General features: G+C 69.2%; 12 protein-coding genes. 5 read left to right on the forward strand and 7 right to left on the reverse strand.

Going from position 1 to position 16,383, the window contains the following annotated elements; all coding sequences use genetic code 11:
- Positions 1 to 15 precede the first annotated feature (15 nt).
- From HNP73_RS10185 to HNP73_RS10205, 5 genes are all read right to left on the reverse strand, one after another.
- The gene (locus HNP73_RS10185; protein ID WP_184148544.1) at positions 16 to 1,467 is read right to left on the reverse strand and encodes a lipopolysaccharide biosynthesis protein; all 1,452 of its coding nucleotides are present in this window, start codon (positions 1,465 to 1,467) and stop codon (positions 16 to 18) included.
- A 31-nt stretch (positions 1,468 to 1,498) separates the two neighbouring features.
- Complete coding sequence (locus tag HNP73_RS10190) at positions 1,499 to 3,340, reverse strand: glycosyltransferase family protein (protein ID WP_184148545.1); 1,842 nt, start codon at positions 3,338 to 3,340, stop codon at positions 1,499 to 1,501.
- A gap of 99 nt (positions 3,341 to 3,439) precedes the next feature.
- Positions 3,440 to 4,333: a WecB/TagA/CpsF family glycosyltransferase gene (locus HNP73_RS10195; RefSeq protein WP_343063256.1), complete on the reverse strand. Its 894-nt coding sequence runs from the start codon at positions 4,331 to 4,333 to the stop codon at positions 3,440 to 3,442.
- A gap of 157 nt (positions 4,334 to 4,490) precedes the next feature.
- Entirely contained in the window at positions 4,491 to 6,698 is a 2,208-nt protein-coding gene (locus HNP73_RS10200) for a right-handed parallel beta-helix repeat-containing protein (protein WP_184148546.1), read from the reverse strand.
- Positions 6,691 to 7,968 carry an O-antigen ligase family protein gene (locus tag HNP73_RS10205; RefSeq protein ID WP_184148547.1) on the reverse strand — a complete coding sequence of 426 codons (1,278 nt, stop codon included), beginning with the start codon at positions 7,966 to 7,968 and terminating at the stop codon, positions 6,691 to 6,693. The genes HNP73_RS10200 and HNP73_RS10205 overlap by 8 nt, the downstream gene beginning before the upstream one ends.
- A gap of 369 nt (positions 7,969 to 8,337) precedes the next feature.
- On the opposite strand from HNP73_RS10205, the gene HNP73_RS10210 reads away from it, so the two are divergent.
- Genes HNP73_RS10210 through HNP73_RS10230 form a run of 5 tightly spaced genes read left to right on the forward strand, consistent with a single transcriptional unit; the run spans position 8,338 to position 14,858 of the window.
- On the forward strand, positions 8,338 to 9,480 hold the full coding sequence (locus tag HNP73_RS10210) for a polysaccharide biosynthesis/export family protein (RefSeq protein WP_184148548.1): 1,143 nt from the start codon (positions 8,338 to 8,340) through the stop codon (positions 9,478 to 9,480).
- Positions 9,477 to 10,457 carry a glycosyltransferase family 2 protein gene (locus tag HNP73_RS10215; protein ID WP_184148549.1) on the forward strand — a complete coding sequence of 327 codons (981 nt, stop codon included), beginning with the start codon at positions 9,477 to 9,479 and terminating at the stop codon, positions 10,455 to 10,457. Before HNP73_RS10210 ends, HNP73_RS10215 begins: the two co-directional genes overlap by 4 nt.
- Positions 10,454 to 11,557, forward strand: a complete 1,104-nt coding sequence (locus HNP73_RS10220) for a glycosyltransferase family 4 protein (protein ID WP_184148550.1) — start codon at positions 10,454 to 10,456, stop codon at positions 11,555 to 11,557. Before HNP73_RS10215 ends, HNP73_RS10220 begins: the two co-directional genes overlap by 4 nt.
- On the forward strand, positions 11,554 to 12,651 hold the full coding sequence (locus HNP73_RS10225; RefSeq protein WP_184148551.1) for a glycosyltransferase family 4 protein: 1,098 nt from the start codon (positions 11,554 to 11,556) through the stop codon (positions 12,649 to 12,651). The genes HNP73_RS10220 and HNP73_RS10225 overlap by 4 nt, the downstream gene beginning before the upstream one ends.
- 8 nt (positions 12,652 to 12,659) lie before the next feature.
- On the forward strand, positions 12,660 to 14,858 hold the full coding sequence (locus HNP73_RS10230; RefSeq protein WP_184148552.1) for a GumC family protein: 2,199 nt from the start codon (positions 12,660 to 12,662) through the stop codon (positions 14,856 to 14,858).
- Positions 14,859 to 14,916: 58 nt separating this feature from the next.
- Here HNP73_RS10230 and HNP73_RS10235 read toward each other — a convergent pair whose 3' ends face one another.
- On the reverse strand, positions 14,917 to 15,414 hold the full coding sequence (locus tag HNP73_RS10235; RefSeq protein ID WP_184148553.1) for a hypothetical protein: 498 nt from the start codon (positions 15,412 to 15,414) through the stop codon (positions 14,917 to 14,919).
- A gap of 40 nt (positions 15,415 to 15,454) precedes the next feature.
- Positions 15,455 to 16,309: a non-homologous end-joining DNA ligase gene (ligD, locus tag HNP73_RS10240; RefSeq protein WP_184148554.1), complete on the reverse strand. Its 855-nt coding sequence runs from the start codon at positions 16,307 to 16,309 to the stop codon at positions 15,455 to 15,457.
- Positions 16,310 to 16,383: the final 74 nt, after the last annotated feature.

Below are 16,383 nucleotides of genomic sequence, written 5' to 3' on the forward strand. Positions count from 1 at the left end.
GGCGCGCGCGGGGTGTCAGGCCCGCAGCCGCCGGCGAGCGATCATCGAGCCGAGTTTCGCCACCACGAGGCGCACCTCCGGATCAAGCGGATGGCGGCCGAACCGGAGTGCGGCGAGCCAGCCGATCGCCGAGCCGACCACGGCGACAGCCATCGCCCCGAGGCCGAGGGTGCCGCCGGAGGCGGCGAGAAGCGCCGCCGGAACCGCCGCGGCGCCGAGGGTCGCCACCGCGCTCGGGCGCAGCGCGCGCACGAACTCGCCCCAGCCGAACGGGATATGCCGTCGGACGAAGTGGACGCCGACCCCCACCTGCAGTGGTGCGGTGACAAAGAGGCTGAGCGCCACCGCCGTCAGGCCGAAGTGCGCCGCGCCGAGCATGATCGCCATGGAGAGCGGCAGCGCGATCAGGCTTGCGGTCGCAAGGTCACGCACCCGGCCGACCGCCACCAGCACCGGATAGGTGAGATAGGACGGAAACAGACAGAGCGAGGCCAGCGACAGGATGCGGATGAGCGGGACGGTCTCGGTCCACTGCGGCCCGAGCAGCAGGCGCACGATTGGCTCGGCCAGGAGTGCGAGGCAGATGAGCGCCGGCCACTGCAGCGCGGTGATGCTGGCGAGCCCGAGAAAGTACGGCTCCTTCATGTCGCCGCCGTCCCGCGCCCGGGCGGAGAGCGCCGGCAGTACCACCGGCTGGACGGCCGAGAGCAATGCGCGGTCCGGCAGCTGGCAGATCGAGAGCGCCCGGGAATAGAGCCCGACCGCCGCAATCGAGATCACCCGGCCTAGGATGAAACGCGGCATGTAGTCGAAAAGCAGGCCGAGCAGCGTCACGACGCTCGACCAGGCTCCGAACGGCAGCACGTGCCGCCATTCCCGGAGCGTCGGCCGGAAGACCCAGGGCTCCGGCCGCATGATGATGGCCCCGGTCGCCATCACCGCCGCCGCCGCGACCGAGGCCCAGACGAAGCTCGCCGCGCCGAACCCCATGATTGCGAGCACGATCGTCACCATCGCATTCGCCGTTGCCGCGGTGATGCTGACGACGGCGACCCTGCTGAAGGCGAGATCCCGGCGCATGAGCGACAGGAGCGGGTTGCTGACCGGCGCGGCAATGAAGCCGAGGGTGGCAATGTGGATCATGCCGGTCAGCCGTGGATCGCCATAGAACGCGGCAAGGGGCGCTGCCCCCAGCCAGAGCAACGCGGCGAAGACGGCGGAGAGCAGCGCCATCACGGTGAACGCGGTCCGCACGAGTTCGGGCGTCAGCTTCGGTGCCTGGATGATGCAGGCGCCGACGCCGAAGTCCCGGAATGCCTCGATGAGGATCACCGCGGCGCTCGCCACCATGAAGAGGCCGACCTCCTCAGGCGAGAGGATGCGCGACACGATCGCCATCGTCCCGAGCCCGAGGACGATGCCGGCGTACTTGTCGATGAGAGAGAACGCAATCGAGCGACGGATCATGCGGTCCTCGCGACCAGAAGGGTACTGCGGGTCAAACCGAGGTCCGATGCTGTCTGCCGTCGCGCGACGCGTTCTCCCGCAGGGCGATGAGCCTCTGCCGGAGCCGGTTCAGCGGCTGTCCGAAGCGGCTCCGCAGCACCGTGCGCGCGGTGCTGCGCCCGAGACGGGGGAGAAACGCGAACTCCGGCAGCGGCGGGACATTCGGCAGCACCGTGCCGAGGCCGACGACGCGCAGGGCGCGCTCGATGCCGGTATAGCCGCGAACCTTCAGCCGACGCTTCTCGCCGCCCACCGGCGCCGCCTGCTCGCGCAACGCCCGGGCGATTTCGTCCTGCCCGGCCGCGGCGGCACAGTGCGCCAGCCGTTCGAGCCATTCTGAGAAACCGAGATGCGGCAGGGCGTGAACGCTGGCGCGGGTGAACGGTGCCTCATCGGGTGCCGTCACCGGACGCCCCGCGAGGCGATCGAGCGCCGCCCGGACATAGCCGAGCTCGCCCCCCTTCAGCGCCGGATACCAGCCGACGAGGCGCTCTGCGTCCGCCAGCCGGCCGAGGCAGATCATGCTCACGAGCACGAAAGCCCATTCAGCCGGATCGGGGTCGGCCGCGCCATAGTCGATCGTGGTCGTGCCGACGAGGTCGCTGGCGCGATCGAGCGCGGCTTGCGCCTTGCCTTCCAGCAGGTCGCAGATGGCGAGACGCAGGCGCGCCTCGGGAAGATAGGTGACGTAGGTAAGCGCCGTGTCGTAGTGCCCGCGCGCCGCGACCACGTCGCCCCGCGACAGCGCCGCGTCGCCTCGCGCGATGTCGAGGCGGTCGAGCGCTGTGATGGCCAGCGGACGCTGCGGGGCATGGGCCGCGTCGGCGATCCGCAGCGGCTCGAACGGGTTTTCCTGCACGATGCGCTGTCCCGGCCGAAGCTGGCGGCTGAGTTCGTACCACTCACGCATCTGGGGCCGGTGCGCGAGCGTGTGGCGCGCGTGGACCAGATCATGGCCGGCGCGGGTGATCCGCTCGAGTTCCTCGGGGTGGCTGAACAGATGATCGAGCCGGTCGAGCACGTCCTCGCCATCGACGAAGATGCAGTTTTCGCCATCGACGAAACCCGCCATCTCGAGCCCGGGCGTGCGCTCTGTCAGGAGGCACGACATGGCGGCCGGGATCTCGAAATGCTTGCGCACGACCTCCTTGCCCATGGTGCCGCAGGTCGGCACGACCTTGCTCGCGTTCAGTGCACGCGCATAGGCTTCGCCCACGAACATCCGTTGCGCTGCGCGGCTCTCGTACTTGAACTGCGGGCAGATGAGCGAGGGGTAGTTGCCGGCAAGGAGCGGATAGACCTTCTGCCGCCACGGGTAGAGGCAATACGACTGTCCCGCCAGCATCACCGGCACGGTCTTGTCGATCCCGTAGTCGTGGAAGATCGTCGGATCGATGAAGTTCGGCCAGGCAAAGAAGTGACCGGCGGCCTCCGGCGTATAGGCCGGCGTCATGGTGCAGATCGCAAAGAACGTCTCGACCCCCCAATGCTCCATGTCAGAGAGGAAACCGGCCCGCCGGTCGCACCAGGGATCACCGTTGTGCAGACCGATCTTCGGAATGCTCGAGTCGGCGTGAACGTTGCGGATGTCGATCCGCCGCGAGCCATGCGTGCGGTAGCCGCTCTCGAAGAGCGCGATGTCCGGCTGGATGCGATCGCAGACCTCGGCGAAGTCGCAGTCCTCGTTCACGACCGTCACGTCGAAGGACTGCGACAGGCATTTCACGTGGTCCTGCATGTGCAACAGCAGAAACTTCGCCGCGCCGGCGTTTGGCGTATGGTCCCACTGGAAGAACACGAGCTTCGGTTTCGGGCCGGTGCTGATGGAACTCATGGATCTACCCTCGATCTACCCTCGGTAAAGTACGGCGCCCGGCGCGAACCATCGCCGGGCGTCATGACAATCCTGCTACTCGGTGCTCTCAGGCACGGGTCACTTGCGCTGGACGGCTGTAAGGGTCGGTCGCGGCGCCGGCGACCTCGGAGCCATCGGGAACTCGCGCAGGCCGGTGACCTGCAGCGCCGCCAGGCTGAGGAAGCTCGGGATCACCACCGCGTAGCGACGGAAGAGCCGCCGCGGCTCGCTCGCGAGCCGGTAGAGCCACTCGAAGCCCGACCGCTGGATGAAACGCGGCGCCTGGCTCTTTACGCCCGCGTGGAAATCGAAGGCGGCGCCGACGCCCATCAGCATCCCGGCATCGAGAGCCGGGCGCATCTCGGCCATCCAGAGCTCCTGCTTCGGGGTGCTGAGGCCGACCCAGACGATGTCCGCCTTCGTGGCGTTGATCGCCACCGCGATTTCCTCGCTCTCGGACTCGGTCAGCGCCCGGAACGGTGGCGCATAGGTTCCGACGATCTCGGCGCCGGGATAGGCCTCGGTCAGCCGCGCGGAGAGCTTTTCCAGCACCTCCGGGGTCGTGCCGTAAAGGAAATGCCGGGTGCCGGTCTCGCGGCCCTTGTCAAAGAGCGCAAGCATCAGATCGGGGCCGTAAACACGATCGGCGGACTTGTGACCGGCGGCCTTCAGGGCCCAGACGAGCGGCATGCCGTCCGGCGTCACCAGGAAGGCGCGGTTATGGGCGCGCTGCAACGCCTCGTCGTTCTGACACCGTACGACGCCGTGGACGTCGCGCAGGCAGACATAGCCCTTCCGCCCGGCGGCGATGGCGCCGAGGATGCTCCTGACCGCCGAGGTCATGTTGACGGCCGAGACGCGCACGCCCAGCAGGTTCATCCACGGCACCGGGTGTCGGTTGAACCTGGCAAGAGTGGCGGGTGCCGCACCCAGCGGCTCTGCCATCTCGGCGGAAATCTTTTGGTGCTGCACCGCTTACTCCGATCGCTCTGACTTGGTATTGCAACCAGATTAGGCGGCGGGGACCCGGGCGGGCAGTCGGCTAATCGACGTAGCGCGTTGGGCAAGGGGGTGACCCAAGGGCTGATCCGGCTCCACGCGCTTGTGAACCGGAGGATGAAGCCGGGGGTCAGCACTCGCCCCGGGCGCAGCCTGTCGGGGCGATCTGATCGAGAGGGAAATCCCCGATGCCGATGGCGCGGGCCACGGAGTCGGCACGCAGGCGGTAGTCGCCTTGCGCGGCATCGACGAAGCCTGCGTTCGGGACCACACGGCTGCCCTCGTCGAGTCCCGCCGCGGCGGCGTCTGCCGGACTGCCGTAGCTGCCGTGCCCCATCACCTCCGGCCAGACCTTGAAGCTCTTGTCGTCGATGGTGCCGGCGTAGAGATTGCCGGCGAAGCGGGCATAGTCCGCGCCGTGGCCCGGTGCGTAGACGTAGGTGACCGGGGTGCCCGGCGTCTCGATCTGGAGGAGGTTGCCGGAGATCAGGTTCGGCTCGGCCCAGGGCGGGTGCCAGTCGCGGCCGGTGCCGTCGTCGATGCGGATCGCGGTGCCGCTGCCCGCGGCGACGATGTTGCCACGGACCACGTTCGACCAGCCGCCGTTCAGGCCGATCCCCGCGACGTTGCGAAGCACGAGGTTGTTCTCGATCGTGACACCGCTCGCCTTGCCGTCGAGGTAGATCGCCCAGCTTATCGGCGTCGGCCACTCGTCGACGCTCTCGTAGCGGGCGGGCCAGAAGCTGCCGTCGGGGCGGTTCATCAACTGGTCGGTGCCAGTCACGAGGTTCTGCCGGATGACGCTGCGCAGCGGGTCGGCCTGTTCGCCCATCAGCTTGATCGCCCCGCCGTCGGCGGTGGCGAGATTGGCGTCACGGACCTCGTTGAGTTCGATCACCGCGTCGTAGACCGCATCCTCCGGCCCCCAGAGCGAGCCGCCGGCAATGCCGAACTGTGCCGCCCGTTCGATCAGGTTGTGCGCGACCCGCGTGCCGGTCGTCGCCTGAAACCAGATGCCGGCCGACTCGAAGTAGACCTCGCCCACGTCGCTGATGTGGTTGCCGGCGATGAGGGCGCCGTCCGAGCGGCCGAAGCTGCCGTAGTCGGTGCCGAGGTAGATGGCGTTGCCCGCCACATGGGCGATGTGGTTGCCGGTGATCGTCGCGGCTGGGCTCTCGGTGACGTGGATCGCCACGCCGACATCCTCGAAGGTGTTCCCCGAGATGTGGACGTCGGCGGAACGCGCCACGCGGATCGCCCCGCCGCCGCGGGTGTCGGTCCCGACCTTGCCGGTGCCGATCGGCGAGCCGTCCCGGAGCGTGAGACCGGTGATGCTCATGCGGTCGGCGCCGTCGAGGGTCAGGAGCGTCGGCAGCGTGCCTGCGGAAAACGTCGCGGGAGACGCGCCGGGCGGCGCGACGTAGTGCACCCGACGGGCGGCCGGGTCGTACCACCACTCGCGGGGCGCATCGAGGAACTCCCGGCGCCCGGCAAGGAAGTAGCGGCTGCCGTCGCCGGTGAAGAAGTATGCGGTGCCAAGCGTGGTGACGCTGTGCGAGTCGCGGTCGATCCCGGTCACCGGCAGGGTGTCGCTGCCCCACTGGCTTGACGGATTGAAGCCGCCGACAATGTGCGCCGTCAGACCTTCGACACCATCGAGGGGCGGCACGTCGCCGTCGTGGAAGCGGAAGCGGAGGTTGCCCTCCCATTCGGAGCCGTCCGGTGGCGCGGCGGCAAACAGCCAGCCATCACGCCAGCCGCCCCCCTCGGGCAGGTTCGGCCAGCGCGCCTGGATCTCCTGTCGGCCATCGGCGAAAAGCGATCCCGGAGAAACTCCATCGGGTATGGGCAGGGGGGCCGACCAGCGGCAGTCCGCATCCTCGGTCCAGCCGGTGACCCTCGGCCCGCCGTGCAGGATCGGGGTCTCGCCCGGGGCAGCGCCGAGGGAGAGACCCTTGTCCTCTGGCCCGAAGGTGACGGGCGCGTCCAGCCAGTAGTCGCCGCCGCGCAGGATGATCCGGCTGATCGCAGGGTCGGCCCGTGCCAGATCGCGCGCGCGCCCGAGCGTTGCGAGCGGCCCGTCGTCCCCGGATGGCGCGGGCTGGCGGCCATTGCGGGTGTCGTCGCCCCCGGGCGCAACATAGAGCGCGCCCGCCTCGACGGTAAGACTCGGCAGCGGAGAGAGGTCCGGAGCGACCGACAGCGCCGCGCCGGGCGGCTGGCAGACATAGTCTGCCCCGCGCGCGACGGTGGCCGTCTGCGCCCAGAAGATGATCCCGATGGCGGCGGCGACAAGCGTGGCGAACGTGTATTCCGCCGGCCGGCGCGCGTCAGCCATGCCCCGGGTCCATCTGCGTGCGTTCGGGATACCGCAGGGCAATCATCAGGATCACCGCCGAGAACAGCGTCCAGAAGAGGTCATTCTGCAAAAGGAAGATCGCTTCGGTGAGGTTCATCACCAGGTACATGCCGACGAAGACGTTGAGCCAGAGCCAGCCTTCCCACGGCCGGGTGCAGTAGAGCACCGCCCCCTGCCAGAAGGCGCGCACGAGGACGACACCGAGCGTCAGGAAGCCGACGAGGCCAAGGCCGAGCAGGACCTCGCGGTAGCCGTTGTGGGAGTGCGGCGCCTGCCAGCCGATCGCCTCCCATATCCGCCAGGCATCGCCGTTACCGGGGGTCCAGAACGCGGCGTAGCCGTGTCCGAGCACGATCTTATGGCTGATCATCGCGTCGACCAGATGCCAGAGCGGCACCCGCCCGGTCAGGGTCGCGTCCTTGCCGAGGGCTTCGAGCAGCGGCACGAGGAACTCGCCGAGCGCGAGCAGGGCCAGCGCCACGAACTGCAGGAAGACGGTGATCAGCACCAGGCGGCTGGTGCCGCGGCTCTTGCCGAGGGCGAGAAAGAACCAGATGAGCCCCACGGCCGCGGTGGTGGCAAGCAGCCCGGTCATCGACTTTGACGCGAGGAGGCACGCGAGGCTCGCCGGCAGTGCCAGAAGCCCGAACAGGCGCAGGCCGTGGGATCGATCGATCAGCATGATCCCCGCGCCCACCGTCGAGAGCGCCGCCGCCCAGCCGAGGACATTCTTGTGGATGAAGACGCCGCGTGCCGCTCCGTCTTCCATGATGCCCAGATGCGGCACCGCCCCCATGAGCAGGACGCTCAACACCATGCAGGGCGCGAGCGTCGCCACGATGAGCAGCAGGAGCTGGCTCGGGGTAAAGCGGATCGCAAGCAGGTAGGCGAGAAACATCGACCCGACGAGGCCGATCGCCCGGCGCAGCGTCACCGACGGGCCGACTGACCAGAGCACCGAGAGGAACGGCAGCGCGATCAGCAGGAGCATCGGCAGGTTTCGCCGGACCGCCGCCAGAAGTTGCTTCGGATGCCGCAGCAGAAGGCCGGCCGAGATCGCGTAGACCGGCAGCGGCAGGATCCGCAGCAGCGAGCGGCTGCCGTCGTCGACGGACGTCGCACCTCCGGTCAGCAGAAGCGGAAAGATCGCCCCGCTGAGGATGAAGAGGCAGAGGCCGGCACCCAGCCACTCCAGCGTGCGCCAGCGCACGACCGGGCCATCGGACCCACTCCGGTCCACGATGCTCATGACCGGCGCCCCGGCCTGGGGCGTGATCGGAAGAAGCGGCTCGACAACACCTTGGTACCCGCGCAGCTCGACAATACCAGCCGAGGATCCCCCGAGTGGCTCGCGGCGGTCAAGCGGGCGTGGCGGACCGCCGCTTCATCCGAATGGCCAAGGTTCCCGGCCCCGGGTGGCCCGGGATCGACCGAAGGTGTGAGGCCCGCGGCCCGCCTTAGCCCGGTTGCCACGTTCAACGGCGGGCGCGCCCGGGATATGGTGGCGGCTGCATCCGTATGAGTGGGTCCGGTTACGCCAGTGTCAGGTTTGTTGCGAGTTGGGTTCAACCCGTCTGCCGCGTGGCTTCTCGGGCCCGCGCTCTGGGTGGCGTTGCCGATGCAGGCACGCGCCGACTATCTGGTACAGCGCGGCGACGTGCTCTTCGTCTCCATCGCCGAGGATCATGACGCCGGGCGCGAGGCGAAGGTGAACGCCGATGGCCGGATCATGTTGCCGCACATCGGCGGCGTCATGGTCGCCGGCAGTGACCTCGACACCATCCGGCACCGCATTGAATCCTCGCTCAGCGATCAGGCGATCATCCGCAAGCCGACTGTCGTGGTGGAGGTCTCGACCTACCGCCCGGTCTACGTGGGTGGGGCGGTCGCCCGTCCGGGCGCGATCGGCTTCGACGTCGGGCTCACGGTGCGGCAGGCGCTGGTCCTCGCCGGCGGGGTCGACCGCTCCGGTGACCCGAAGCTGCCGACCACCGAGGCCCTGCTGGAGCTGAAGGCGAAGTTCAAGACCAACGCCGCGGAGCTCGTCGACGTCGACGGGTCGATCGCCCGCCTGCGGGCGGCCCTGACCGAGTCGCCGAAGATGGACACCGCGGGTGTGGCGCGGGCCGGCGTCGCGCCGCAGGACACCGCGTCGATCCTGTCGCTTGACGACGACCTGTTGCGCGACGAGCTCGCGACGCGCGCCGCCGATGCCGCGCACCTCGAGGATCTGGTAAGTCTCGTCGATTTCGAGATCGACACTCTCGCGAAGCAGGCGACACTGCAGGAAGCAGAGCAGAAGTCGCAGCAATCGGAGGTCGAGACTGCGACAAAGCTCCATGAAAAGGGGCTCCTGCCGCTGCCGCGCGTGCAGGAGCTGGAGCGCGAGCGCTCGCGGCTGCAGCGCGACCTGCTCGAGAACCAGTCCTTCACCGCGCGGGCGCAGCAGAATAAGGCGTCAAGCGAGTACGATCTCCGGTCGGCCGATGCGAAATGGCGCGTGGACCTTCAGGAGAAGCTGCGCGGCGCACTCGTGCATCGCATGAAACTCAAGGCCGAGTCCGAGGTCATCGCCGGTAGTCTGGTCGCCGCGGGGGTGTCGCTCGTCGGTGATGACGCGTTCGACGCGGTGACACCGGAAGTCATCATTCACCGGAATGTCGAGGGCCACGATCAGACCATCGACGCAGATATGGACACCGAGATCCTGCCGGCCGACGTCCTCGACGTCTCGGTCGCGACAGGGGGGAGCGCGGGATGACCGAGGCCACTGCATCGTCAGCGGCGGCACAGACGCCGCGCCTGAGCGTGATCATCAACAATTACAATTACGCGGGCTTCGTCTCGCGCGCGATCGACAGCGTCCTTGCCGAAGGCCACCCGGAGACGGAAATCGTGGTCGTCGACGACGGCTCGACCGACGGCTCCCGCGAGGTTCTCGCGAGCTACGGCGACCGGATCGCCACGGTGCTGCAGGTGAACCAGGGGCAGGCGGCGGCGATCAACGCCGGGGTGCGCGCTGCCCGCGGCGACGTGCTCCTGTTCCTCGACGCCGACGACTGGATCCTGCCCGGTCGCCTCAGGGCGGTCGATGCGGCGTTCGCGGCCAATCCGGAGGCCGCGCTCGTCTACCATCGTCTGCAACCGATGCGTTCCGATGGCACGCTGGTCATGAAGACGATCCCGCGCACGCTGGGCGCGGGCAATCTCGTGCCGCAACTGGTGCGAAGCGCCGGCTGGTGGGACTTTCCGCTGACCTCCGCGCTCGCCGTGCGCAAGGGCGCGTGGTATGCGGCCGGGCCGATCCCGCCGGAGTTCCGCATTTCGGCCGACGCCTGGATCGTCGGCATCCTGCCCTTCATCGGCCCGGTGGTGGCATTGCCGGAGGCGCTTGGCGCCTACCGCATTCACCAGAACACCTGGTACCGGGCGACTGAGGACGCGGGCACGCTTCGCAAGCGCATGGCACACTGGAAGGCCACGGTGCAGGTGACGAACCGCTGGCTGATTGCCCAGGGGCGGCCCGAACGGCTGAGCCTCGCCGACCACCATCCTTATCATGTGGCCGCCGCGCGGCTCTCGGGCGTCACCGTCCGCGAGCGCCTTGGCCTGCTGCTGGCGGGCCTGACGTTCCGGGGCGAGGCGGACCTCGCGCGCCGCGTGCGCCGGACACTCGTCACCGCCCGTGATCTTCCGTCCCGTGGCGCCGGTGCCGCGCTGACCGAGAGTTCCGAATGAAGCCGCTTCTTCTGGTCTCCGAGATCGAGGACTACACGATCTCCTTCGCCAACGGGCTCGCCCGGCACGTGCCGGTGATCCTCGGCGTTCCTGCGCGCCGCTATGCGAGCTTTGCGAGCTGCTTTCATCCGGGCGTCGATCTGCGCCTGCTCGACTGGCCGCGGCACTCGAGCCCGAAGAATCCGGCGTTTCTGATGTCGCTCACCCGGCTCGTCCGGCGCGAGCAGCCGAGTATCGTGCATCTTCTGTCCAACAACACGATCTGGCTCAACTTCGCCGCGCCGCTCTGGCGGCCGATCCCGCTCCTGACGACGGTGCATGACGTGCGCGTCCACCCCGGCGATCACGAGACAAAAGTCCTGCCGAACTGGGCAACGACGATGATCGCGCGGCAGTCGGACGGCATCGTCGTCCATGGCGAAGGACTGCGCACGCTCGCGGTCGATCGCTTCCGCAAGCCGGCCGAGCGGGTGCATGTCCTCGCGCATCCCTCGATCCAGCGCTACACCGAGCTTGCGGCGAACGAGGGGCTGCGGCCCGCATTGAACCGGCCCTTCACCCTGCTGCTCTTCGGTCGGATCATGGCCTACAAGGGCCTGACGACGCTGCTCCGGGCGGAGAAGGCGCTGGGCGACCGGGTGCCGGATCTGCGCGTGGTGATCGCCGGGCGCGGTGACGATCCGATGATGTTCCGCGACGAAATGGGCGATCCGGCGCGCTACGAGGTGCACCACGGCTATGTCGAGGACCGCAAGACCGCCCAGCTCTTTCTCGACTGCGACGCGGTGGTGCTGCCCTATTCCGAGGCATCGCAGAGCGGCGTGCTGAACCTCGCCGCTGCCTTCGGCAAGCCGGTGATCGTGACCGACGTGGGGGAGCTGCGCGCCACCGTCGAGCCGAATGGCCTCGGCCTCGTGGTGCCGCCGGACGACCCCGCCGCCCTCGCGGACGCAATCGCGAGCCTCGCGAACGGACCCGAGCGGCTGGCCGCGCTCGGCACCCAGGCCCGCGCCTGGGCCGATGGCCCGAACGCGCCGGAAACCGTTGGCGCCCATGCCGTCGACCTCTATCGCCGCATCATCAGGGAGCACGGCCGATGACCGCCACGGTCCGACACTACGTCTCCGGCGGCCGCGAGCGGGGCGGTGGCATCGGCCGGCTGGTCGGCAACATCGTCGATGCGGCGGCAGAGGGTGGAGTGGAACATCTCGTCACCGACACCCGTGGTCCCCGCTGGTCCGTGCCGGGCTCGCCGCTCCGCCTCTCGGCGGCGCTTGCGACGCTCGCAGGCGACCGGCTTGCCGCGCCGAGGCGCATCCAGCATATCCACATCGCCGGTCGCGGCTCGACCGCGCGCAAGCTCGTGCTGACCGCCGCCGCCCGGTCGATCGGCGCGCCGTATGTCCTGCACCTGCACGACTACGACTATGCCCGGGACTATACCCGCCGCTCGCCGCGCCTGCAGGCCGCGATCCGCGCCATGTTCGCCGCCGCCGAGCGGGTGATCGTGCTTGGCAATCGCGATGCGGGCACGATGACAGGCCTTCTCGGGGTGCCGGCGGAGCGCGTCGAGATCTTTCACAACTGCGTCCCCGATCCGGGGGAGACGCCGCCCCGTCGCCCGGGCGCGGCGCCCCGTATCGTCTTTCTCGGCCAGCTCAGCGAGCGCAAGGGCGTGCCGGAGTTGCTTCAGGCACTGGCAAGCCCAAGCCTCGCCGCGCTCGACTGGCAGGCGGTCCTCGCCGGCGACGGTCCGGTCGAGGGCTACCGGGCCGACGCGGATCGCCTCGGGCTTGCAAACCGCGTGTCGATGCCGGGCTGGCTCGGGCTCACCGATACCCGCGCGCTCTGCGCCGACGCCGATATCCTCGTCCTGCCGTCATACTCCGAGGGCATGGCCATGGCGGTGATCGAGGGCCTCGCCCATGGGCTCGCGGTGGTGACGACCCGCGTCGGCGCCCACGAAGAAGCCATCACCGACGGCCGGACCGGCCGTTTTGTCCCCGTCGGCGACGTGTCGGCGCTTGCCGGGGCGCTCGCGCGCCTCGTCGCCGATCCGACCGAGCGTGCCCGCCTTGGTTCCGAGGGCCGCGCGCTCTTCCTCTCCCGTTTCAGTATGTCCGCCTACATGCGGCGTCTCGACGGCCTCTATGACCGCCTCGTCGAGACTGCCCGCGCCATCCCGGCGGAGTGAGTACCGGTATGACACATTTCGACAAGCTGTCCCGATCCATGATCCGTCCGGCGCCGACGCCGGTGCAGCTCCGGGAGGAGGAACTCGACCTCTTTTCGGTGTTCAGGCTCATCCGACGCAGGATCTGGCTGATCCTGATCGTCGGTGCGGTGCTGACCGCACTGGCGCTGCCGGCCATCCTCGGGATGGAACGGCCCTACTATGGCCAGTCGCGGCTCCTGATCCAGCAGCCGATCACCAGCGCGCTCGGGACCGATCCCAACAGCCGACCGGCGCCGCTCGACCCGAACACCGAGATCGAGCGTCTGCTCGCCCGGCCGATCGCCGTCAGGATGGTTCAGGAGTTTCACCTCGACCGGCTGGAGGAGTTCAACCCGAGCCTGAAGCCGGTGCCGGCGTTCACCGCGTGGGTGGACGGGGCCAAACGGTGGCTCAAGGGCGAAGCCGAACCGGTGGCGCCAAGCCAGGCCGACATCATGGAAGAGGTGATCGCGGGCTACTACAACGGGCTCGTCGTGCGGCGCAGCGGCACCACCGACGTGATCGAGATCGGCTTCAGCTCGCTCGACCCGCAGCTCGCGGCCGACATCCCGAATGCTCTCGTGCGCATCTACCTCGATGCCCGCGACAGCGGCGTTCGGGGCCGCGTCAGCGAGGCCGAAGCCTGGCTCGCGCCGCAGATCGAAGCGCAGCGGGAGCGGCTCGAAAGCGCGCTCACCGAAGTGAAGGCGTTCCGCGACTCCTCCGGCCTTGTCTCCGATGATGCCCGCAGCGATGCGGCGCGGACGATCTCCGTGCTCACCGCGCGGCAGGCCGAGCTTTCGACGGAGAGCGCCGACGCGGCGGCCGCGCTCGCCAGCCTGCAGGCAAGGCGCGGCACGCCCGAGGCCGCTCAGGCGGTCGACACCGAGGCCATGGCCGGGCTCCGCCGCAGCCTGCAACAGCAGCAGAGCCAGCTTCAGCGCCTGCTCGAAGTCTATGGCGAAAACTACGGGCCGGTCCTCGACGCCCGCAGTTCGATCCGCGAGACCCAGAGCGCGATCGTCGGCGAGGTCGACCGCACCATTCAGGCATTGCAGGCGAAGCTCGCCTCGTTCGACCGGGAAAGCGTCGCCAACGCGAGCGGTCTCGATGAGGCACGGGGACGACTCACGCGGCTGAACGGTTCCCAGAACCAGCTCGCGGCGCTCACCTCGACGGTCGACCGCGAGCAGAAGGCGCTCGACCTGCTGGAGGACCAGCGCCGCGAGTTGAGCCGCAGGAGCGACGTGCCGGTGGCCGAGGCCGAGATCCTGTCGCCCGCGTCGGTGCCGCTCGAGCCTGCGGGCCGCGGCAAACTCATCTACCTGATCGGCGCCATGGTGGCGGCCGGCAGTATCGCGCTCACCGTCGCGCTCGTGTGCGAGATGCTCGACACAGGCCTGCGCAGTCCGCAGCAGCTCGCGCGCCTGCCCGGCGTGATGAGCGGCGGCCTCGTGCCGGCGCTCGGCAAGGACGAGGTGGAAGACCTGCGCGAGACCCTGCGCAGGCGGCGCGGCGGCATGTTCGCCGAGGCGGCGCGCGGTCTCATCCATTCGCTGGAGCGATCGAACGACGGGGTCCTGCCGGAGAGCATCCTCGTGACCTCGGCGCTTCCGGGCGAGGGCAAGTCGACCCTCTCGCTGGCACTGGCGCTCGAACTCGCGGCAGGCGGGCGCAAGGTGCTGCTCGTCGATACCGACCTGCGGCAGGGACACCTGGCCGAGACCTTCGGCGTCGGCGGCGCGTCCGGCCTGCTCGATCTGATCGCCGGAGACGTGACTGCCGAGGAGATCATCCGTCACGACCCGGTGAGCCGGGTGGACTTCGTGACCCGGGGCAGTGCCGAGGCGTTCGGCGCCTTGCGCGAGCCGCGGCAACTGGCCGCACTCCTCCGCGTCGCAAAGGCGCGCGGTGCGGTGGTGATCTTCGACAGCGCGCCGGTGCTCGCCACCACCGAGACGGCAATCCTCGCCGGCGTCGCCGAACGCTCGCTCCTCGTCCTGCGCTGGGGCAAGACGCCCCGCCGCGCTGCCGATCTCGCGGTGGCGGAGATCGGTGCGCAGACGTCGGGGCCGATTCTCGCCACGATGAATGCGGTCGATCTCGCGCGTCACGCCCAGTACGGCTATCACGACGCGGGCATGTTTGCCGGCCGGCTGGCCAAGTACTACCCGGGCGGCCGCTGACGGCGGTCGTCCGCCTGTGTCCCCGGGCCGTGTCCCCGGGCCGTGTCCCCAGCGGGCGTCAGTTGCCGGGGCCGCGAATGTCGCGGCATGCGTCGCGGAGCTTCGGCTCCGCGCTCTTCTTCAGTTCCGCCTCGATCGTCGGCGCGAAGGCCGCGAGGATCGGCCCGAGGCTGCCGCCGAAGTCGCTGAGGCGCACGTCGATCGTCTCGATTGCGCAATCGGCGAGGGTAAGTCCGGCTTCGGCTTCTACCGTGGCGGCTGCATCGCCGGAAAAGCCGCTGTCGGGCGACGTCTCGCAGGTGAGCCTCCCGTCGAGATCCATCGACAGGCGATCGCCTTCAAGCCGGAGTGTCGCGGTGTCGAGGCGCACATCCTTCAGCCGATCCACGCCGATCGTCATTCCGAACTGCTTGGTCCGCAGTCCCTGACAAGGGTTCTGCGCGGCGATGAGGTCCTCCACCACCGTCCGCGGCGCCGCCCGGACGCCGGTTCCGAGGCCAAGTGTGACCACCACCGCCACCGCGGTCATCGCCGATAGTCTGCCTGCGCTTCGCATCAGCCGTCTCCCCGTCAGGTCGGACGCGGCTGCTCCCGGCCTAACCCGCTGGCAGCGGCCGGGCCGCGTCGCGAAACTCCGACCACGGGTCGGGCGCGTCAAGCCGGGCCGGGGCATTCCGCACGGTGAAATGATCGGGGCCGATCGCTGTCCCGAGCTCGCCCCACGCGAGTGGCATCGAGACCGGCGCACCCGGCCGGGCGCGCGCGCCCCAGGCAACCACCGCCGTGTTGTTGCGCCCGTTCCGCAGATAGTCGATGAGAATGCGCCCCTTGCGGTCCGCCTTGGCGACGGTCGCCACATAGCGCTCGGGCGCCTCCGTCGCCATGGCGTGCGCCATCTGGTCGGTGAACGCCTTGACCGCATCCCATCCTGCGCGCGGGACGAGCGGTGCGACCACGTGAAGCCCCTTGCCCCCGGACGTCTTGACGAAGGCGGCGAGCCCGGCCGCCTCCAGCCGCTCGCGGATTTCCCGGGCAGCGTCGATCACCGCCTGCCAGTCCACGCCCTCGCCGGGGTCGAGATCCATCACCAGCTGGTCGGGGTGCTCGAGATCGGCCCGCGTCGCCTGCCAGGTGTGAATTTCGAGGGCGGCGCCCTGCACCAGCGCCGTTAGTCCGTCGAGATCATCGACCGCGATGATCGGTGCGTCGCTCGAGTCGCCCGGATCGTCGAAAGCCTCGATCTCGTCGCCCATGCCGCGCCACGGATGCTTCTGGAAGAAGCACGTGCCGTTGATCCCTTCCGGACAGCGCAGGAGTGCGATCGGTCGGTCGATGAGATGCGGCGCGATGCGCGGCCAGACCCGCACGTAGTAGTCCGCAAGCCCTTGCTTGGTCAGACCGACGTCGGGCCAATAGACCCGGTCGGGATGGGTAAGGGCCAGCGATCGCATCCGCAATGAACGCAAGCGACGGCCACAGGGTTCCGGCAGGGGTTCCGGTTGTGGCGGATATGCCTCGGCCGGGC

This window comes from Amaricoccus macauensis, from assembly GCF_014201905.1.
Classification (GTDB): Bacteria; Pseudomonadota; Alphaproteobacteria; order Rhodobacterales; family Rhodobacteraceae; genus Amaricoccus; species Amaricoccus macauensis.